The sequence below is a fragment of the Desulfobulbus oligotrophicus genome (assembly GCF_016446285.1).
In the GTDB taxonomy this organism is placed as follows: Bacteria; Desulfobacterota; Desulfobulbia; order Desulfobulbales; family Desulfobulbaceae; genus Desulfobulbus; species Desulfobulbus oligotrophicus.
In genome coordinates, this window is record NZ_CP054140.1 from 2,464,384 (window position 1) to 2,484,024 (window position 19,641).

General features: G+C 48.8%; 17 protein-coding genes and 2 tRNA genes. 17 read left to right on the top strand and 2 right to left on the bottom strand.

Annotation, left to right across the window (positions count from 1 at the left end):
• Nucleotides 1-422: 422 nt before the first annotated feature.
• The 14 genes from pepN to HP555_RS11390 all read left to right on the top strand — a co-directional run bounded on the left by pepN (nucleotide 423) and on the right by HP555_RS11390 (nucleotide 13,897).
• Nucleotides 423-3,077, top strand: a complete 2,655-nt coding sequence (gene pepN, locus HP555_RS11325; RefSeq protein ID WP_199262566.1) for an aminopeptidase N — start codon at nucleotides 423-425, stop codon at nucleotides 3,075-3,077.
• A 174-nt stretch (nucleotides 3,078-3,251) separates the two neighbouring features.
• Nucleotides 3,252-3,326, top strand: a tRNA-Val gene (locus HP555_RS11330).
• Between the two features lie 65 nt (nucleotides 3,327-3,391).
• Complete coding sequence (thrS, locus tag HP555_RS11335) at nucleotides 3,392-5,323, top strand: threonine--tRNA ligase (protein WP_199262568.1); 1,932 nt, start codon at nucleotides 3,392-3,394, stop codon at nucleotides 5,321-5,323.
• Nucleotides 5,286-5,891: a translation initiation factor IF-3 gene (infC, locus tag HP555_RS11340; RefSeq protein WP_233249160.1), complete on the top strand. Its 606-nt coding sequence runs from the start codon at nucleotides 5,286-5,288 to the stop codon at nucleotides 5,889-5,891. Before thrS ends, infC begins: the two co-directional genes overlap by 38 nt.
• Nucleotides 5,892-5,967: 76 nt before the next feature.
• Nucleotides 5,968-6,165, top strand: a complete 198-nt coding sequence (gene rpmI / locus HP555_RS11345) for a 50S ribosomal protein L35 (RefSeq protein WP_199262570.1) — start codon at nucleotides 5,968-5,970, stop codon at nucleotides 6,163-6,165.
• Between the two features lie 63 nt (nucleotides 6,166-6,228).
• Complete coding sequence (gene rplT / locus HP555_RS11350) at nucleotides 6,229-6,582, top strand: 50S ribosomal protein L20 (protein WP_199262572.1); 354 nt, start codon at nucleotides 6,229-6,231, stop codon at nucleotides 6,580-6,582.
• An 18-nt stretch (nucleotides 6,583-6,600) separates the two neighbouring features.
• Nucleotides 6,601-7,614: a phenylalanine--tRNA ligase subunit alpha gene (pheS, locus tag HP555_RS11355; protein ID WP_199262573.1), complete on the top strand. Its 1,014-nt coding sequence runs from the start codon at nucleotides 6,601-6,603 to the stop codon at nucleotides 7,612-7,614.
• 218 nt (nucleotides 7,615-7,832) lie between these two features.
• Nucleotides 7,833-10,274 carry a phenylalanine--tRNA ligase subunit beta gene (gene pheT, locus HP555_RS11360; protein ID WP_199262575.1) on the top strand — a complete coding sequence of 814 codons (2,442 nt, stop codon included), beginning with the start codon at nucleotides 7,833-7,835 and terminating at the stop codon, nucleotides 10,272-10,274.
• A gap of 4 nt (nucleotides 10,275-10,278) precedes the next feature.
• Nucleotides 10,279-10,569 (top strand): integration host factor subunit alpha, encoded by a 291-nt coding sequence (locus tag HP555_RS11365; protein ID WP_199262577.1) that lies wholly within the window; start codon nucleotides 10,279-10,281, stop codon nucleotides 10,567-10,569.
• 97 nt (nucleotides 10,570-10,666) lie between these two features.
• Nucleotides 10,667-11,065 carry a MerR family transcriptional regulator gene (locus HP555_RS11370; RefSeq protein WP_199262579.1) on the top strand — a complete coding sequence of 133 codons (399 nt, stop codon included), beginning with the start codon at nucleotides 10,667-10,669 and terminating at the stop codon, nucleotides 11,063-11,065.
• Nucleotides 11,066-11,119: 54 nt separating this feature from the next.
• Nucleotides 11,120-11,196, top strand: a tRNA-Pro gene (locus HP555_RS11375).
• 181 nt (nucleotides 11,197-11,377) lie between these two features.
• Complete coding sequence (locus HP555_RS11380) at nucleotides 11,378-11,761, top strand: S24/S26 family peptidase (RefSeq protein ID WP_199262581.1); 384 nt, start codon at nucleotides 11,378-11,380, stop codon at nucleotides 11,759-11,761.
• 30 nt (nucleotides 11,762-11,791) lie between these two features.
• The gene (locus HP555_RS11385) at nucleotides 11,792-12,355 is read left to right on the top strand and encodes a hypothetical protein (protein ID WP_199262583.1); all 564 of its coding nucleotides are present in this window, start codon (nucleotides 11,792-11,794) and stop codon (nucleotides 12,353-12,355) included.
• A 39-nt stretch (nucleotides 12,356-12,394) separates the two neighbouring features.
• Nucleotides 12,395-13,897 (top strand): DnaJ domain-containing protein, encoded by a 1,503-nt coding sequence (locus HP555_RS11390; RefSeq protein ID WP_199262593.1) that lies wholly within the window; start codon nucleotides 12,395-12,397, stop codon nucleotides 13,895-13,897.
• A 146-nt stretch (nucleotides 13,898-14,043) separates the two neighbouring features.
• Here HP555_RS11390 and HP555_RS11395 read toward each other — a convergent pair whose 3' ends face one another.
• Nucleotides 14,044-15,126 carry an IS5 family transposase gene (locus HP555_RS11395; RefSeq protein WP_199262595.1) on the bottom strand — a complete coding sequence of 361 codons (1,083 nt, stop codon included), beginning with the start codon at nucleotides 15,124-15,126 and terminating at the stop codon, nucleotides 14,044-14,046.
• Nucleotides 15,127-15,640: 514 nt separating this feature from the next.
• Here HP555_RS11395 and HP555_RS11400 point away from each other — a divergent pair.
• The 3 genes from HP555_RS11400 (at nucleotide 15,641) to tsaA (ending at nucleotide 18,901) form a co-directional block, all read left to right on the top strand.
• Complete coding sequence (locus HP555_RS11400) at nucleotides 15,641-16,726, top strand: IS630 family transposase (RefSeq protein WP_199262597.1); 1,086 nt, start codon at nucleotides 15,641-15,643, stop codon at nucleotides 16,724-16,726.
• A gap of 92 nt (nucleotides 16,727-16,818) precedes the next feature.
• The gene (locus HP555_RS11405; RefSeq protein ID WP_199261908.1) at nucleotides 16,819-17,901 is read left to right on the top strand and encodes an IS5 family transposase; all 1,083 of its coding nucleotides are present in this window, start codon (nucleotides 16,819-16,821) and stop codon (nucleotides 17,899-17,901) included.
• A 523-nt stretch (nucleotides 17,902-18,424) separates the two neighbouring features.
• Nucleotides 18,425-18,901 carry a tRNA (N6-threonylcarbamoyladenosine(37)-N6)-methyltransferase TrmO gene (gene tsaA / locus HP555_RS11410; protein ID WP_199262599.1) on the top strand — a complete coding sequence of 159 codons (477 nt, stop codon included), beginning with the start codon at nucleotides 18,425-18,427 and terminating at the stop codon, nucleotides 18,899-18,901.
• Nucleotides 18,902-19,216: 315 nt separating this feature from the next.
• Here the strand turns inward: tsaA and HP555_RS11415 are convergent, their stop codons facing one another.
• Complete coding sequence (locus HP555_RS11415) at nucleotides 19,217-19,633, bottom strand: secondary thiamine-phosphate synthase enzyme YjbQ (RefSeq protein WP_199262601.1); 417 nt, start codon at nucleotides 19,631-19,633, stop codon at nucleotides 19,217-19,219.
• Nucleotides 19,634-19,641: the final 8 nt, after the last annotated feature.

A 19,641-nucleotide genomic window follows, 5' to 3' on the forward strand; every position in this document is an offset into this window, starting at 1 on the left:
TGACCCATTTTGTGACTACACACAGGTACAGCCAATAATCACCGAAAAAGGTGTGTCCGCCGCCTAACTGTTGCCTTTGCCGACTGTTTACGATAGGTTAACTGCTGTTACTCGGACAGGTCTCTACGTTGTCCTCATCTCGTTTCTTAACACTGTACTGTGCAGAGACTTCTTTACGAACACCTGTCTGATCATTATCGTTTGCCTGGCGCTACCATACCATACAAAAAGCAGGACGAAACCTCTGAACCACAGAAGAATCTGAAGCATCTCTGCTCTTGAACAGCCACTCTGCGGTGAGCAGTAGGATCTTTACTGCTCAGCAGGCTGCAAAGCTGCATGCCGGTCACTGGTCAGTCTTGCTCTGGCTGCTGTCCATTCCATTTGGAGAACAACTCTCTTCTTTTACCCGAGGTGTCTTCGTGATCGCACAAAAAAAAGAAACATTTCTCAAAGATTATCAACCACCGGCTTATCTGGTCGATCGTGTTGATCTCCGGATTGAACTTGATGCTCAGAGCACCCTGGTTCAATCCAGACTGCTATGTCGCCCCAATCAACAGACAAAAAAACCGCTGGTTCTTAACGGTAAACGTCTTGAAGTAGTGCAGGTTGCACTCAATGGGAGTGTTTTAACCAGAAACCGGTTCACGTTCACAGACGGACTGCTGACCATTGCCCATGTACCAGCAGAGCCCTTTGAAGTGGCGGTCACAACCCGCATCAACCCTGCTGAAAACACCGCCCTTGAGGGTCTGTACCTTTCTTCAGGGAACTACTGCACCCAATGTGAACCCGAGGGGTTCCGAACCATCACCTGTTTTCCCGACCGACCCGATGTGATGAGCGTTTTCACCACCACAGTGATCGGTGATAAGACAAGCTGTCCGGTTCTGCTGGCAAACGGCAATTTAATGGCCAGCGGTGATCTTGACGATGGTCGTCACTATGCAACCTGGCACGATCCATTTCCCAAACCATCCTATCTGTTTGCCCTGGTTGCAGGCGATCTGGTGCGCATCAGCGACACCTTTACCACTCGATCAGGCCGTACTGTAGCCCTTCATATCTATGTTGAGGCAAGAAACAGGGACAAGTGCGGTCATGCCATGCGCTCACTCAAAAAAGCTATGCGCTGGGATGAAGAACACTTTGGCCGTGAATACGACCTGGACCTCTATATGATTGTTGCTGTTGACGATTTTAATATGGGTGCCATGGAAAATAAAGGCCTCAACGTTTTCAACTCCAAGTACGTCCTTGCCCTGCCGGAGACTGCAACTGACGCCGATTATGAAGGCATTGAGGCAGTTATTGCCCACGAATATTTTCATAACTGGACCGGTAACCGCATCACCTGCCGGGATTGGTTTCAACTGAGCCTGAAGGAAGGATTAACCGTTTTCCGCGACCAGGAATTTACCGCTGATATGAGTTCACGACCGGTGAAACGTATTGAGGATGTCAACATCATCCGTTCGCTCCAATTTCGTGAAGACAGTGGCCCCATGGCCCACCCTGTACGTCCTCCTTCGTTTGTTGAAATCAACAACTTCTATACATTGACCGTCTACAACAAGGGGGCAGAGGTTATCCGTATGCTCTTCACCCTGCTCGGGGCTGAAACGTTCCGCCAGGGCATGGATATCTATTTTGACCGCCATGACGGCCAGGCGGTGACCTGCGACGATTTCGTCGCTGCCATGGAGACAGCCTGGGGAAAAGACCTGTCCCAGTTCAAACGCTGGTACAGTCAGGCCGGCACCCCGGAATTAACGGTCACCGGCCACTACAGTGCAGCTGACCAACAGTTTATCCTCGAAATAGAACAGTCTTGCCCTCCCACCCGTGAATCGGTTGTTAAAGAACCTTTTTTCATGCCGATAGCCATCGGTCTTCTTGACGAGAACGGTAACGCTCTCCCCGTCAATACAGATGCAGGCACAGGTACAGACACTGACACAAAAATGCTCATCCTCTCTGAACAGCGGCAGCAGTATTTTTTCCCGAATATCACGTCCAAACCAACGGTCTCGTTCCTCCGTAATTTTTCAGCACCGGTTAAAGTACACCATGCACAGTCCGAGGAAGAACTCCATCGTCTAATGACCCATGATACTGACCCGTTCAATCGATGGGAGGCAGGACAAACACTGAGTTTACGGCACATCCTTGAACAGATAGCGAACTTTCAGCACCAGCAGCCGATAAGTATCCGTCATCGGCTTGTGCGCGGTCTCCGTGACTTTTTACTGGACACGGATCTTGATCCTGCATTTACAGCTATGGCAGTAACCCTGCCCACAGAAAACTGGATCGGTCAGCAGATGACGATCATTGACCCTGTTGCCATCTTTTCCGTGCGACAACAGTTTCGTGCGCAAATCGGTCTGCAACTTCGTGATGAACTACTCCAGCGCTACCATGATCTGACTGGTGACATTCCCTATCAGTACAATGCCGTTGAAGCGGCAAGGCGCACACTGCGCAACACCTGCCTGGCCTATTTACTCGCCCCGGAAATCGGTGGCCGACTCACTCCGGAACTTCTACAACTGGGCACAGAACAGTATCAGCGCAGTGACAACATGACTGATTCCATTGCAGCCCTTGGTTGTGTCGTCAATGCAGATGCAGCCGCCGGTGCAGCCCTTCTGGCAGACTTCTACACAAAATGGCAGCACGATCCACTGGTTGTCGACAAATGGCTTGCCCTGCAGGCAGGTTGCAGCCTTCCCGGCACTTTGGAACATGTGAAAAACCTGACCGGCCATGCAAGTTTTTCCATTAAAAATCCAAATAAAGTACGGGCCTTAATCGCCACTTTCTGTGCAACTAACCACAACCAATTCCATGCTGCCGATGGGCATGGATACTGCTTCCTCGGTGATCAGGTTATCCGGCTCGATCCGTTGAATCCACAGATTGCAGCCCGGATGCTGACACCACTGACACAATGGCGGCGCTATGATCCGACCAGGCAACAGATGATGTGCGAACAGTTGGAACGAATTCGTCGACAACCACTCGTCTCTGATGATGTTCAGGAAGTGGTGGATCGCTCACTGCAGAAATAGTGTCTGCCTACAGGCACGATGGCCTTGAACACCCAGGCACTGCTGCAGACCACGCACGCGGATGAAGACAATTTTACTCGCTTTCCACTTGACACGTTTTTTTTTAGCTGGTATTTGACTTGCGATTTTACATGAGATATTTTATGATGGTTTGTTTCAAAAGATAAAATCCATAGGCGCGTAGCTCAGTGGGAGAGCGCTACCTTGACGTGGTAGATGTCGTCGGTTCGACCCCGTCCGCGCCTACCAATTTCCCTAAAGGCTAGGATGCAGAAGCTATCTTCTGCTCATTAGCCTTTCTTTTTACAGGCATGATGGCAACGATAGAGGTTTCTTTACAAGGCGGCAAAACCAAATCATTTCCCAGCGGAACGACTGTTGCGGCAATGTTGACTGATTTAGCGTCCGGCAAACAGCGTAAGCAGACTGTTGCCGTGAAAGCCAATGGTACACTGCTGGACCTCTCCACACCTGTGCATTCAGACCTGACCCTGGAGCCCATTTCAATTCATACGGCAGAAGGTCTGGATATTCTTCGTCATTCTACAGCCCACATCATGGCCCTGGCGGTTAAAGAACTCTTTGGCAATCAAGTCAAAGTGGCAATCGGCCCTGCTATTGAAGATGGCTTTTATTACGATTTTGATCGGGAAAAACCATTTTCGCCGGATGAGTTTGAGTTGATCGAAAACAAGATGACCGAACTGGCCGAAGCCCGTTTACCGTTTGTACGGCAGGAGATGCCAAAGGCTGGGGCCCTTGATTTCTTCAAACAGCTCGATGAGCCCTATAAAATAGAAATGCTCAACGAGATGGACGCGGAGACTGTCAGTCTCTATACGCATGGACAGTTTGTCGATCTCTGCAGAGGGCCGCACGTGCCGGACTCTTCCTGGATCAAAACTTTCAAGCTGTTGCGAGTGGCAGGTTCGTATTGGCGTGGTGATGAAAAACGCCAGATGCTGACCCGGATCTATGGAACAGCCTTCTCCGATAAAAAAGAGCTCCAGCAGTATCTGACCCGACTGGAAGAAGCCCGGAAACGAGATCACCGTCGTCTTGGTAAGCAGTTGGGTTTATTCACCATCCAGGATCAGATCGGTCCCGGACTGATCCTTTGGCAGCCTCGAGGAGCCCTGCTCCGCAAGCTCATTGAAGATTACTGGAAAGACGAACATTATCGCAACGGTTACCAGCTGCTCTACACGCCGCATATAGCTCGGCAGGATCTGTGGAAGACCTCCGGCCACCTCGACTTCTACAGTGAAAATATGTACGCTGCCATGGAGATCGACGAGGTGATGTATCAGCTCAAGCCGATGAACTGCCCTTTTCATATCGGCGTGTACAAGGCAGAGCCGCACAGCTATCGTGAATTTCCCATTCGCTGGTGCGAACTGGGCACAGTCTACCGTTATGAACGCACCGGTGCCTTACACGGCTTAATGCGGGTTCGCGGCTTTACACAAGATGATGCCCATATCTTTTGTCGTCCTGATCAACTTGAAGAAGAAATCTTCAACATCATTGATCTCAACCTGCACATACTCAAAACCTTCGGGTTTGAGGACTATGACATATATCTGTCGACCCGGCCGGAAAAATACGTCGGCTCAGAGGCACACTGGGACCTGTCAACACAGGCCCTGAAACAGGCTTTAGAAAAAAAAGACCTCAACTATGAGCTTGATCCGGGAGAAGGCGTATTTTACGGGCCCAAGATTGACATTAAAATCAAAGATCAGCTCGGTCGATCCTGGCAGTGTTCAACCATCCAGGTTGACTTCAATTTACCGGAACGCTTTCAGATGACCTATACAGGTCAGGATGGAAACGATCATCAGCCGATCATGATTCACCGTGCTTTAATGGGTTCTCTGGAGCGGTTCATTGGCGTCCTCATCGAACACTACGCCGGTGCCTTTCCCCTTTGGATGGCACCGGAACAGGCACGGATACTGAATATCACCGATGAGCAAAGTGCATACTGTGAACAGGTATTTGCACAACTGCGTTCCAGAGGCATTCGCATTGACAAGGACCTCCGCAACGAAAAACTGAACTATAAGATCCGCGAGGCTCAGTTGATGAAGGTCCCCTACATGCTCATTGTTGGTGAGCGTGAGAAAAATGAGGGGACGATAACAGTACGTCACCGATCCGGACAGAATCTGCCGGCAATGACTCCTGAAGATTTTATCGATCTCGTTGCAGAAGAGTGCAAGTTCAACAAGAACACCAACTAAATTCACTGGAGGAACGAACATCAAAAAACGAGGCAATAGAAAATTTTCTCCGCAGCAGGACCTCAAAATAAAGGTCAACCATGATATTGATTATCGTGAGGTTCGGCTCATTGATGCCGATGGGACTCAACGCGGTATAGTCCGTGCAGAGGAAGCTCTGGCAATAGCACAGGAACAGGGACTTGATCTGGTTGAAGTTTCTGACAAGGCTGATCCGCCGGTATGCCGGATTATGAATTACGATAAATTCCGGTACGAATTAAAGAAGAAGCAACAGGAAGCCAAGAAGAAACAAACTGTTATTGAGACCCGGGAAATCAAGTTCCGTCCCAAAACCGAAGAACACGATCTCTCCTTTAAAATACGGAAGATCAAAGAGTTCTTGGCCCAGAAAAATAAAGTTAAAATAACGATGCGGTTTCGTGGCCGTGAGATTATCTATGCCCAGACCATAGGCCTTGAGGCCCTGACAAAAATAGCCGACACGCTTCGAGAAGACGGTGTTATTCTGCAGGAGCCGAAGATGGAAGGTCGACAGTTGGTCATGTTCGTTGGTCCGAAATCTTAGCAGTGACTTACGCTTGTAATTATTATTATTTTTTTGTTAATTGAATGGTTCAGTTCACAATGTCGGGAGTACAACCATGCCAAAAATGAAAACCAACAGAGGTGCCGCTAAACGATTCAGAACGACCGGCGGTGGTCGTATTCGTCGCAGCAAGGCATATTCCTCGCACATACTTACTAAAAAATCCACCAAACGAAAACGAAACCTGCGAAAGACGACCCTGGTCGCTGAAGTCGATCAACGCGCTGTTCGCCGGATGTGTCCATACCTCTGAGATTTCCAGGTACTGTCGGAATCTCGGATTTTTTTACCTCAAGTATACTTAACGGAGATAACAATGCCTCGTGTAACCCGCGGCTTTAAAGCTCGCCGCAGAAGAAATAAAATACTGAAACTTGCTAAAGGTTTTCGTGGTGGGCGGCATCGATTGTTTCGAACAGCAACGGAAGCTGTCGATCGTGCACTGTGCTACGCCTACCGTGACCGTCGCGTCAAAAAACGTGAATTTCGTCAACTGTGGATCACTCGTATCAATGCTGCCGCCCAACAAAACGGGACCAGTTACAGCCGATTGATCGGGGCGATGACCAAAAATTCAATCGAATTAGACCGTAAAGTTTTGTCTAATCTTGCCATTGTCGACCCCAATGCTTTCACGGCTGTTGTCCGAACCGCTGGTCAACTCCATTAATTCGACCAGTTGATGCACATGGAACAAGAGCTGAACCGGCTTCGCCTGGAGGCGGAGCAAGCCCTGACACAGGTTACCGATCGCGAGCAGCTTGAAAATTTTCGTGTTACCTATCTCGGTCGTAAAGGTGGTGCGATAACCCTGCTCTTGCGGCAGCTTGGTGCAGTGGCACCGGAAGATCGACCGCGCCTCGGACAGCTGGCCAATGAGGTCAAGTTGCAGATCGAGGCTAAATTTCACGACAAAAAGCAAGAGCTGCACAGTGAACGTGTCGAGGATCTCACCGGCACAATCGATCATAGTCTGCCCGGTCGATATCTCCCTTTTGGTAAACTGCATCCCGTTACCCAGGTAATGGATGAAATCTGTTCGATTTTTGAAGGGCTTGGTTTTGCCGTGGCTGAAGGGCCGGATGTTGAAACCGATCACTATAATTTTGAGGCCCTCAACATCCCCAAACATCATCCGGCCCGAGACATGCACGATACTTTCTATGTCGCGGACTCCATCCTGCTGCGCACCCATACCTCCCCCATGCAGGCACGGATCATGGAACAACAGGACCCTCCTCTGCGGTATATTGCCCCGGGGAAGGTGTATCGTCGGGACTCCGATATCACCCACACACCGATGTTCCATCAGGTTGAGGGATTTCTCGTTGATCAAAACGTCTCCTTTGCAGATCTGAAGGGAGTGTTGACCAGTTTTACCCATAAGATGTTTGAACAGGAACTGGCACTGCGTTTTCGACCGAGTTTTTTTCCGTTCACCGAACCCAGTGCCGAAGTCGATATTGCCTGTGTCATGTGCGGTGGGGCAGGATGCCGGGTCTGTAAACGAACAGGATGGCTGGAGATCCTGGGATCAGGACTTATCGACCCTGAAGTCCTTCAGATGGTCGGCTATGATCCTGATATCTACTCAGGCTTTGCCTTTGGTCTTGGAGTAGAACGTATTGCCATGCTCAAATACGGTATAGACGATATTCGACTGTACTACGAAAACGACCTCCGTTTTCTCCAGCAATTTTAGCCAAAAAGTACAGCGTTACCCTTGATTTCGGTGGACTGCTGTACCGAAAAACATGGAACCATAAATTCTGTTGAACGGTTTCTCTCCCCTGAGTGACCGTTTTTCTTTTTGAATAATTTGAAGCCACGAGTCTGTAAGCGTGACGGTTGCGGACGAACATCAGGTCGCCAAAACCTTTCACCCACACTCCACCGGCACCAAGTTACAAGGATACCATCATGAAATTCACCCTGAGCTGGCTCAACGAATACATATCTACCAAGGGGATGAGTGCTACTGAAATTGCCGACAACCTGACAATGCGCGGCCTGGAGGTGGACAGCGTTGAAGTACTGTTTACCGAGCTGGAGAGCATCACCACTGCACGTATTACCCAGGTTGTTAAGCATCCTGATGCGGATAAGCTCACCGTCTGCACAGTTGATACCGGTAATGAAACTGTCCAGGTTGTGTGTGGTGCACCAAATGTGAGACCAGACATGCTCACAGCCATTGCCAAACCCGGAGTCAGATTGCCGGATGGTACCAAGATCAAAAAATCCAAGGTACGAGGCGTTGTTTCTGCAGGTATGCTCTGTTCTGCCCGTGAATTAGGTCTCAGTGATGATCATCGAGGTCTGATTGAATTTCAAGAAGATATCCCCATCGGTCTGCCGATAGTGGATGCCCTTAACCTGCGTGATACGGTCATTGAAGTTGACCTGACACCCAACCGGCCGGACTGTGCCTGCGTTCGTGGAATCGCACGTGAAGTGAGCAGCTTTTGTGATGGTCCGCTTAAACCGCTTGTTCCGGCAGTTACTCCGTTAACCGGAACAGGTTTGGACTTTGCTATCCGTATTCAGGAGCCGACCTTATGTCCCAGATATAGTGCACGTAAACTGACAGATGTCGTGGTTGGCCCATCCCCAAAATGGCTTCAGCAACGGTTGACAGCCGTTGGTATGCGGCCGATCAACAATATTGTCGATGTCACCAACTACGTCATGCTTGAATGCGGGCAACCAATGCACGCCTTTGACTTTACCACCTTAAAAGGCCGGAAAATCATTGTCCGCCGTCCTGCTGCCGAAGAGACCCGCTTCACTACTCTGGATGGCAGCCAACGAGACATCACCTCGGACATGCTGATCATCTGTGACAGTGAACGACCGGTGGCTGTAGCCGGGGTCATGGGAGGTCTGGACACAGAAATTACTGCAACCACCACCACCATTCTCCTTGAATCAGCATGTTTTGACCCGGTTTCCATCCGCCAGACAGCCCGCAAAATCGGCATTCACTCTGAGTCATCCTACAGGTTTGAGCGAGGTGTTGATCCGGATCTTGCGGACAGAGCACTCGAACGAGCAGTCAATCTTATTGTTGAGCTCACCGGTGCCACTGCCGATTCCACGGGGATTGATGTCTATCCCGGTAAAAAAGAACCCCTTACCCTGCAACTGCGAACAGAACGGGTGTGCCGTTTACTTGGTATGCAACTTCATCAGGATACAATTGCCGATCACCTGCGCAGTATCGAATTTACTGTAACCGAACTGGATGCCTCCACCCTGCAGGTCAGTGTTCCAAGTTTCCGTGTGGATATTGAGCGTGAGATCGATCTTGTTGAAGAGGTTGCCCGCCTGGTCGGCTATAACGAAATTCCGACATCGCTGCCCCTGATACGCATGGATTATCCAAAACGGGACGAACTGCGCTCCCTCCGGCAAAAGATAGCACAGTTCATGACAGCGCAGGGCTACCATGAGGCAATCAACTACAGTTTTGTCAGTGAAGAGCACCTGAACGACTGCCGTCTTCAGGAGAGCGACCCCAGACGGCACGTGACCAGACTGCTCAATCCGCTCAGTGAAGAGCAGAGCATCATGCGTTCTTTACTTCTGCCGGGGTTGCTGGAAAACATTCGCCGTAACATCAACTTTCAACAGACAGACATTCGCCTGTTTGAGATCGGAAAGATTTTTCTCCAGGAAGAGTCAGGATCTCTTCCTCAAGAACGATTCTTCCTCTGTGCGGTTATCAGCGGTCAACGATATCCGGAAGCGGAACCTCTCTACTTCGCCAACCAGACAACTGATTTCTATGACATCAAAGGTGCTGCGACCAACCTGCTGCACGCCCTACGGGTGCACCCAATGATCAGTGATGCGATGGCCTCTGCTCTTCCTCAACAGGTACAGCCTTACTGCGATCCAGCTCATGCCGGTATTATTCACGATGACGGCCGAAGCATCGGTTCACTGGGAGCAGTCCATCCGCAAACGCTCAAGGCATTTGGTATAAAACAACCGGTTCTTTTCCTTGAAATTGATCTGCACCATCTGCTGTGCCTGACACAGATCCCAAAACAATTCACTCCCCTTCCCAAGTACCCGTCAATAAAACGTGATGTCAGTCTTGTTGTCCCAGACTCAGTGGCAGCCGGTGCTCTTCTTACGGCAATCGAAAACAAACGACAGAAATATCTTGAATCTATACAGATTTTTGATGTATACCAAGGGAAACCAATTCAGACCGGTTTTAAAAGTGTGGCACTGTCCCTGACATACCGATCCGCGACCGCAACCCTTGATGATCAATCGGTCGATAAACTGCACGACAAAATCATAGCTTTTCTGATGTCTGAATTTAATGCTGCCTACCGGGAAGGAATGTAAAGATATGAAGAGAAAAAATGTAACCAGAAAAGAACTTGCTATTGCCATTAATAGCAAGGTAGGCATTTCCCAGCGTAATGCTGCTGAGATAGTGGACACTGTCTTCTCGACCATGAAAAAAACGCTGACAGCAGGGGAATCCATCAAACTGGTTCAATTCGGAACGTTGACAGTGCGTGACAAAAGTCCACGGCGTGGTCGTAATCCGCGTACCGGTGAATCAATGACTATAACCAAACGTCAGATGGTCTCTTTCCGTCCCAGTAAACGATTGCGGGAACGCTTAAATAAATAGTTTTTATCGAAGACCGATTAACGCTTCCTGACTATTGAACGGGGTGGTTCACCAAGAGCAGTACCTCACAGACAGCAAACAGGAGTGTCAGGTTAATGTGAAACACGAAACTCAGAGTTTCCCGAATATTCCGGATAAAATTTATTTCCGGATCGGTGAAGTTAGTCAGCTGGTGGGTGTGGATACTCATGTGCTGAGATACTGGGAATCTGAATTTTCGCTGATCAAACCCTTCCGAGGCCCATCAAAACAACGGTTATACAGACGTCGGGATGTCAAAAATTTACTCCGGATCAAATACTTACTTCACGAAGAAGGCTATACGATCTCTGGAGCTCGAAAGTACATCAAACGCTTGACTGATAGGGGGTACGACCTGGCAAAGATGAGCTGGGGCGATCCTGACTCTACCCCGGATACCCTTCTATTTGAAATCAAGCAGGAGTTGCAGGTTATTCTTGAAAAACTGGAGAGAGGAAAAAAAACTGACTCATAACTTAAGGTTGACAGTTCTCTAGCATCAGTGATACATACACTCTCGACAATACATCGGAACGTAGCGCAGTCTGGTAGCGCACCTGAATGGGGTTCAGGGGGCCGGAGGTTCAAATCCTCTCGTTCCGACCAATAAAAACAAGGGGTTAGGCGACATAAAGCGCCTCACCCCCTTTTCTTTTTGGCGTAAACAGAGAAACTGGGCTTTTTGTGTCAACTTATTGTTTTTTGGTTGTTAGTCGTAATTTCAACTCGTTGTCGCTCGTTGCTCCACATTTAATTTTACGCCAAATTTTACGCCAAATTTTACGCCATGGCCACGATCAGAAAACGGTCAGGACGACACGGCACCGCTTACCGGGCAGAGGTCTGTGTCAAGGGTAGGCGGGAGTCGGCCACTTTCGATACGCTCTCTCTGGCGGCAGCGTGGGCGGAAGAGACAGAGGCTCTACTTCGTGCAGGGGGAGCGCTACCTGGCGAAGCACCTCCCGGCGACATGGAGTTTGCCGCGGCAGTCGAAAAATATATATTTGCCGTAGCGCCCAGAAAAAAACAGAACACCCGTCGCCTAAAGATCGACAAAAATGGCGAACGCCTGCTCGTGAGCGACAACCCAGCCTACGACCCCGTCAAACCCAACGGTGAATATAGAATTATCGGCGTGGCTATAAACTGGGTGCGACTGGGAAAGCTCTGAAACGACGGAAAATTATCGAAAGGTTAAGCCATGATACCGTTTCATCAAGCATGCCTGTTTGTTTTCGCAATTGTATGTTCGGCTTCGGTCGCACTCCTTCATGGCAGCGCAAATTGTTCCTCATACACTGACATATCCATCGAAACACAACGAGCCGCTGAAGGGATTTTATTAAGGCATCCTGAACTAGCCACCAACGATGCGCTGATGGAAAAAATGCTATCAATCATTCAACACTACGAGAGGCTGGGTAACACCAGGAACCAAGCTATCTCCCGCGCAGAAAACGATATGATCAGAAACGGCCTCTTGTTGAGCGAAAAAGAGCGTCAGCGCCGAGCTGCAATGAACGGTAAAGAGCAAGAACGGGCTGTTTCTGGCGTTATAGAAAGCAGGATTGATGGCGATTTCAACGGCTGGGAAGGTGAAACTATCGTACGTTTAAGCAACGGACAGATATGGGAACAAGATCAATATTATTACGAATACCGTTATGCCTATATGCCGAAAGTCATTGTTTTTATCAGCGATGGAAGGTGGAAGATGCTGGTTGACGGAACATCTCGGGCGGTTCCGGTGGCCAGGTTGAAGTAGAAGAACATATCAAACCTTACTTAATCTAGGCAGAGGCGCATGGAATACAATTTCGACCCCTCGGTAGATTATTACGCAAGGCTGGGACTATCCCCTCAAGCTGAGGAGAACGTCATTAAGGCCGCATACAGGGCCTTGTCCCAGAAATACCATCCCGACAAAAATGGCGGGGACAACAGTCGAATGCAGGAGCTCAACGAAGCATACGCCATTTTGTCAACGCATGAATCTAAGGCGGCCTACGATGAAGCCAGGAAATCATTCAACAATACCTATAGAGGGAATGGTTTTTCAACTGAGAACCATAGTAACGGAAACCATGGGACAGGCAAACCTGATGCAAAGGCCACAGTAACAGCGCCTCGCTGGTCTCGTTTTTTTGCTAGAATTTTTGACTTATGGCTTGAAGTCCTGGTCGTATCCTTGGTGGTAGGGCTTGTTGCTGGCTACATCTTTCCATCGTTCTGGGCGTGGCTGGAAAAGCCAGGAGCGGACGCGGTTTTGGGAATTATTACAATGCCGGTTGCCCTCGTGCTGGATGCCGTCATTTTTTCCATATTCGGAAATACCCCAGGAAAAGCTATCCTTGGCTTGAGAATATTAACAAAAGACGGACAGGTCCTCAGTTTCGCTCAATACCTACAAAGAAACTTGTCAGTGTGGGTCTATGGGCTTGGGCTTGGAATTCCCATTGTGAACCTGTTCACAATGGCTGCGCAAGGTAATCGTCTCAAAAAAGGAATGCCAACCAAATATGATGAGCAATCAGGGTATACAGTTCAAACGGGAGATACCACTTGGATTCGAAGGTCTGTTTTTGGCGTTTCTGTTATATCATTGTTATTTCTTATCTCTATTTTCAACACCATAAAAAAGGGAAACAAAGAATACAGACATGACGAATCTTTAGAAACAACAACTCAAAGCAAAAATATTGATAGAATGATTGACGATATTTTTGATACAGACAATAAACAAAAAACAAAACAAAATCATTTAGATCAATCTAAAATACAAAATAACAGTGGAGATTACAGCGATCCAGAAAAAAGATCGGAAAGAATAATAAATTTATACAACGCAGGGGACTATACTGAAGTAGTAAAAGAAGCAGAATCAGGAGATTTCCTTAAAAACGTTTCAAATATAATAGGTATATCCATGTACAATACAGGTCAATTCAAAAGATCCTTGTACATGTTTCTGGATGCAGAAGAATTGTATCCAGATGATTTTGCAATAAAGTGCAATCTTGGCGACTCGTACCTGAAAAATGGAAACTTATCTATGGCTCTGTGCAAGTATATCGAGGCGCAAAACATCAATCCTGATAATGAATATATTAATAACAAAATAAGATACATAGAAAGTAATGTTGACTTTTCATCTTTTGGATACAAAATGAGGCCCATAGACATTGAATTAAAAAAGGTTGAGGCGCAAAGTGTATTTAATTTTCTTGAGCAAATTAATTATCATGAAAGAATAACTGAAATCAAAATAATTTATAAGGGAAATTCTTCAAAACTAGCAGGCTGTTGAAAAACAGGAAAATACGAGACAAGGGTTGTTTATTTGCCCTTCGATAGCTCTTTGACAGTGAGCCCTTGGCCGTTTGTTTGTCATGATGTGTTGCCGGTTTTCATCTTCCGAGGCGCTTCAAGCCGCTCTGATGAGGATTTCCCCTCTTATCCAGAGGTAACTACCCCCAGATTACGCATTCGGACCATGTTGTAGGCTGCCGCAGAGAGCGTGAACAGCCAGTCTATCTTTTCCACGCCTTTGTATCTGGCTTTGCGTAACCAGGCGACGGTCTTCATCCAGCCAAATATCTCTTCCACCCGTTTGCGTTTTTTCCGGCTCACAGCATAACCTGCATGACGGGTGGTCCGGCCATCGATGGCGGAGCCTTTGACTTTCTGCGCTACATGTGGAGTAACGGTCAGGATGCGCAGGTCATCGACGAACTCCTTGCAGTCATACCCTTTGTCCGCGCCGATGGTGACTCGATGTGTGCCCGGAATATCCGAAGCCATGGAAAGGGCGGCCTCGCGCTCCGCCGTCCCGGTTGCCTGGGTCAGGCGGGTATCGACGACCAAACCGTTCCGATTTTCCATCAGCACATGCCCCATGAAGCAGAGCCTGGCCTCCTTGCCTTTTCCTTTTCTGAACAGCCGGGATTCTGGATCGGTGACCGATGCGTGCGTGTCATTGCGACGCTTTTTCCCGTGGAAATCCACTGCCGGATTGCGGTTGCCGCCGGTAGAGACCGGAGGCTCCTCATCTTTGGGCCGAAAGCTCTTCAGCGATGCCCACGTTTCGATCAGTGTGCCGTCAACGGTGAAATGGTCGTCAGACAAGAGTCCGGCTGCCTCGGCTTGGGAACAGATGGATCGCAAGAACATCACCGCAAGATCACTGTGCAGAATGCGCTCCCTGTTTTTGGAATAGACGGAGTGATCCCAAATTGCTTCATCCATGGACAGGCCGACAAACCAGCGAAAAAGAAGATTGTAATCAAGCTGTTCCACCAACATCCGCTCGCTCCGGATCGAATAAAGGATTTGCAGCAGCAGGGAGCGAAGCAGTTGCTCGGGCGGAATCGATGGTCGTCCTGTTCGTGAGTAGAGTTCCCGAAACACGGGAGAGAGTTCCTTCAGCGCTTTATCAGCCATGATTCGGATAGGGCGCAGGGGATGCGTTTGGGGAACCCGGGATTCGGGGGAGAGATAGCTGAACAATTTCTGTTGCTGAATGTCAGGACCGCGCATATTTCCACCTGTTTGTCAGTTATTCCAAATGGTTGGATAATACACGGTATTGTTTTACATGTCCCGTTGTTTATGAGTTTTTCAACAGCCTGCTAGTAACGTTAAGTCTTAACAATATTCCATACGACCTTGTATTTGCTGTCGTTTTGCATCTCGGCAACCTTGAGTCTGTAAACTACGGAGAAGAAATATACGTGTACAACAAAAGGCAGACAAAACAATAAAACATAAACAAAATTCCTGTGGCTGGTAAGTAAAGGTCAATGAGCAAACTTACTGGAAAATAATTCAGCAGACCGACGAGGATATAATGCCTCCTAATCGCCCTTTATTTAAAAAATCAATAGTTGAACTGGAAGAAGAATACAAACGTGCAGATGCATCTAGAGACACAGACGCAATAAAAGCCCTTTCTCACGAGCTTTCATACAGGAAAACGGATCGGGCAGGAAAACTGACTAGTGTCCCGTGCGGTTAATAGAGTCTTTTAATATTTCTTGTGTTATAGTGCCGTATGGCACGCAAACACGAGAAATTTACGATAACAGACGAACAACGCCAAGACCTTGAGGCGTTGTTGCGCTCACCGAAAACAGCCCAAGATCTGGCATCTCGGGCCAAGATTATCCTCTTAACGGCATCAGGTAAAACTGCCGAGGATTTGATTGTCGAATTAGGGACAACTTTTCGCACAATCTATCGATGGAGGAAACGATTTAAAGAGTATGGCATCCACGGGCTTGTCGATCGTCCTCGTAGCGGCCAGCCAAAAAAACTGACCGATGCAACGGTCAAAGAAGTTTTGCGGATGACAGTTGAGTGCATTCCTCATGAGGCAACCCATTGGAGTGTTCGCCTTATGGCCAAAGCCGCCAAGGTCACCACGTGGCAGGTGCGACAGATATGGAATGCAGCCGATTTAAAACCGCATCGGCTTAAAAATTTCAAAATCAGCAATGATCCGAATTTTGCTGAGAAAGTAATCGATATTGTTGGCCTGTACATGAATCCACCTGAAAATGCGGCTGTGTTTTCCGTTGATGAGAAAACGCAGATTCAAGCGTTGGATCGTACCCAGCCAATGTTGCCCATGCGGCCCGGCCAGATTGAGCGTCGCACGCATGATTACAAACGAAATGGCACCACCAATTTATACGCTGCCTTCGACATTTTAACCGGACAAGTGCTTGGCCGAACAACCAAAAGGCATCGAGCCAAGGAGTTTCTCGACTTCTTGCGGCAGTTGAATAGGGCCGTTCCAGCCGAGGTTGCCCTCCATGTCATACTGGACAACAGCAGTACCCATAAAACGGCAGATGTGATGCAATGGCTCAAGGCCCACCCTCGGTTTACGTTCCATTTCACACCAACCAGTGCATCATGGCTGAATGCGGTTGAAAGCTGGTTCGGCCAACTGGAGCGCAGAGCCATCCACCGAGGGGTGTTTACAAGTGTCAAAGATCTCAGAGATGAAATCCACCGCTTCATCAAGCAGCACAATAACAGATCGGCCAAGCCATTCACATGGACAAAGACTGCAGCGGTGATACTTGAAAAGGTCTCAAAATTAAAAGACGACACTAACCAAACAGGACACTAGCAGGCTGTTGAAAAACTCATAAACAACGGGACATGTAAAACAATACCGTGTATTATCCAACCAATTGGAATAACTGACAAACAGGTGGAAATATGCGCGGTCCTGACATTCAGCAACAAAAATTGTTCAGCTATCTCTCCCCCGAATCCCGGGTTCCCCAAACGCATCCCCTGCGCCCTATCCGAATCATGGCTGATAAAGCGCTGAAGGAACTCTCTCCCGTGTTTCGGGAACTCTACTCACGAACAGGACGACCATCGATTCCGCCCGAGCAACTGCTTCGCTCCCTGCTGCTGCAAATCCTTTATTCGATCCGGAGCGAGCGGATGTTGGTGGAACAGCTTGATTACAATCTTCTTTTTCGCTGGTTTGTCGGCCTGTCCATGGATGAAGCAATTTGGGATCACTCCGTCTATTCCAAAAACAGGGAGCGCATTCTGCACAGTGATCTTGCGGTGATGTTCTTGCGATCCATCTGTTCCCAAGCCGAGGCAGCCGGACTCTTGTCTGACGACCATTTCACCGTTGACGGCACACTGATCGAAACGTGGGCATCGCTGAAGAGCTTTCGGCCCAAAGATGAGGAGCCTCCGGTCTCTACCGGCGGCAACCGCAATCCGGCAGTGGATTTCCACGGGAAAAAGCGTCGCAATGACACGCACGCATCGGTCACCGATCCAGAATCCCGGCTGTTCAGAAAAGGAAAAGGCAAGGAGGCCAGGCTCTGCTTCATGGGGCATGTGCTGATGGAAAATCGGAACGGTTTGGTCGTCGATACCCGCCTGACCCAGGCAACCGGGACGGCGGAGCGCGAGGCCGCCCTTTCCATGGCTTCGGATATTCCGGGCACACATCGAGTCACCATCGGCGCGGACAAAGGGTATGACTGCAAGGAGTTCGTCGATGACCTGCGCAGCCTGACCGTTACTCCACATGTAGCACAGAAAGTCAAAGGCTCCGCCATCGATGGCCGGACCACCCGTCATGCAGGTTATGCCGTGAGTCGGAAGAAACGCAAACGGGTGGAAGAGATATTTGGCTGGATGAAGACCGTCGCCTGGTTGCGCAAAGCCAGGTACAAGGGTGAGGAAAAGATTGACTGGCTCTTCACGCTCTCAGCGGCAGCCTACAACATGGTCCGAATGCGTAATCTGGGGGTAGTTGCCTCCGGGTAGGAGGGGAAATCCTCATCAGAGCGGCTTGAAGCGCCTCAGAAAACAAAAAATGGCAACACACCATGACGAAAAACGGTCAAGTGCTCACTGTCAAAGAGCTATCGAAGGGCAAACAAACAACTCTTGTCTCATGTTTTCCTGTTTTTCAACAGCCTGCTAGGTAACAGGCGCGCTCGACCTGATGAAGAGAAGCATCCCTGGGATACTGCGGAAGCGACCAAGGCCAATGTATTGCCCAGCCCAATACCAAGGAGACGGCCAGTGCATTGCGAACTGCCGGCAACAGCACGGAAGATGCATATCCAGATGCAGGCGAGCGGACATTACGCCAAATTTTACGCCAATCTTTTGCAACATCCTGAGACTATCAACATTCCTCAAGAATGGGGTTCAGGGGGCCGGAGGTTCAAATCCTCTCGTTCCGACCAAGATGTCCAAGGGTTACGGTCAAACCGTAACCCTTGTTTTATGGCTCATCCTCCTTGGGCACACAGATAACCCGACTCATCCGGAGAGGCTTCAAATGCATCCTGTCATTCCCATCGGTACCATATATTCACCGCACACATCGATTGAAAATATGCCTATCCAGCCGAAGGGTGCAGCAGAGTTTCAAGGGATGGTTGTGGTGGATGAACAGTACATCGATGGACTGCAGGATCTTGCCGGCTTCAGCCATATATACCTCTTGTACAGTTTTCATAAGGCAACTCGAACAGAACTGCTGGTTACCCCATTTCTTGATCAGCAGACAAGAGGTGTTTTTGCCACCCGCTCCCCATTGCGACCCAACCATATCGGACTGTCCATTGTTCAGCTGAAACGTATTGATGGCAACACACTCTATGTACAGGGCATAGACGTGCTTGATGGAACCCCCTTATTGGATATCAAGCCTTATGCTGAAAAATTTGATGCCGTAAAAAATAGCCGCTCCGGATGGATGCAAGCCAGTGAAAAGGAGATTCGAGAAAAACGATCTGACAGCAGATTCAGCTGATGGAAACAGAGCTTGCGACTCTACAAAATGTTCGGAAGAAAAGAGAACAGTCTATCTATTGCATCTGTTCGTACTGGAACAATCACTGCCCCTTACATGTCAAGATTTTCAAAAGCACAAAACAGCAGGGCCTGCCTCTTCAAACCTGAGACCCTGCCGGGTGTTTAAAACATCCTCAAGCATCAATAGATGCATGTCGAACTGTGCAATCCGATACCGGTCAGCAGCTCTTCTCGCCGCAGGTGTAACTATTGAGGTTCAATAAACAATCCATAGACACGGCTGCACGCATTTATTTATCATCTCCCGTGTTCTCTACTCACCGATGATTTTAACCAGGACCCGTTTTCTACGGCGGCCATCAAATTCACCGTAAAAGATCTGCTCCCAGGTGCCGAAATGCAACTTACCGCCGGTAACCGCCACCACCACCTCCCGCCCCATGACCTGCCTTTTGAGGTGAGCATCAGCATTATCTTCATAACTGTTATGACGATACTGGCTCACCGGCTCGTGCGGGGCCAACTTTTCCAGCCAGACCTCATAGTCGTGGTGCAATCCGGATTCATCATCATTAATAAAGACCGAAGCCGTGATATGCATGGCATTGCACAGCAATAACCCCTCCTGAATCCCACTTTCACGAAGGCACTCCTCAACCTGTGGGGTGATGTTGATAAACGCACGTCTTGCAGGGACATCAAACCAGAGTTCTTTGTGATAACTTTTCATAGTTTACC

Coding starts and splice junctions, on each gene's coding strand:
- tsaA (WP_199262599.1), top strand. CDS start 18,425: ATGCATCCTGTCATTCCCATCGGTACCATATATTCACCGCACACATCG.
- HP555_RS11390 (WP_199262593.1), top strand. CDS start 12,395: ATGGAATACAATTTCGACCCCTCGGTAGATTATTACGCAAGGCTGGGA.
- HP555_RS11395 (WP_199262595.1), bottom strand. CDS start 15,126: ATGCGCGGTCCTGACATTCAGCAACAGAAATTGTTCAGCTATCTCTCC.
- HP555_RS11405 (WP_199261908.1), top strand. CDS start 16,819: ATGCGCGGTCCTGACATTCAGCAACAAAAATTGTTCAGCTATCTCTCC.
- HP555_RS11365 (WP_199262577.1), top strand. CDS start 10,279: ATGAAGAGAAAAAATGTAACCAGAAAAGAACTTGCTATTGCCATTAAT.
- HP555_RS11385 (WP_199262583.1), top strand. CDS start 11,792: ATGATACCGTTTCATCAAGCATGCCTGTTTGTTTTCGCAATTGTATGT.
- HP555_RS11380 (WP_199262581.1), top strand. CDS start 11,378: ATGGCCACGATCAGAAAACGGTCAGGACGACACGGCACCGCTTACCGG.
- pheT (WP_199262575.1), top strand. CDS start 7,833: ATGAAATTCACCCTGAGCTGGCTCAACGAATACATATCTACCAAGGGG.
- thrS (WP_199262568.1), top strand. CDS start 3,392: ATGGCAACGATAGAGGTTTCTTTACAAGGCGGCAAAACCAAATCATTT.
- HP555_RS11400 (WP_199262597.1), top strand. CDS start 15,641: ATGGCACGCAAACACGAGAAATTTACGATAACAGACGAACAACGCCAA.
- rpmI (WP_199262570.1), top strand. CDS start 5,968: ATGCCAAAAATGAAAACCAACAGAGGTGCCGCTAAACGATTCAGAACG.
- HP555_RS11415 (WP_199262601.1), bottom strand. CDS start 19,633: ATGAAAAGTTATCACAAAGAACTCTGGTTTGATGTCCCTGCAAGACGT.
- pheS (WP_199262573.1), top strand. CDS start 6,601: ATGGAACAAGAGCTGAACCGGCTTCGCCTGGAGGCGGAGCAAGCCCTG.
- rplT (WP_199262572.1), top strand. CDS start 6,229: ATGCCTCGTGTAACCCGCGGCTTTAAAGCTCGCCGCAGAAGAAATAAA.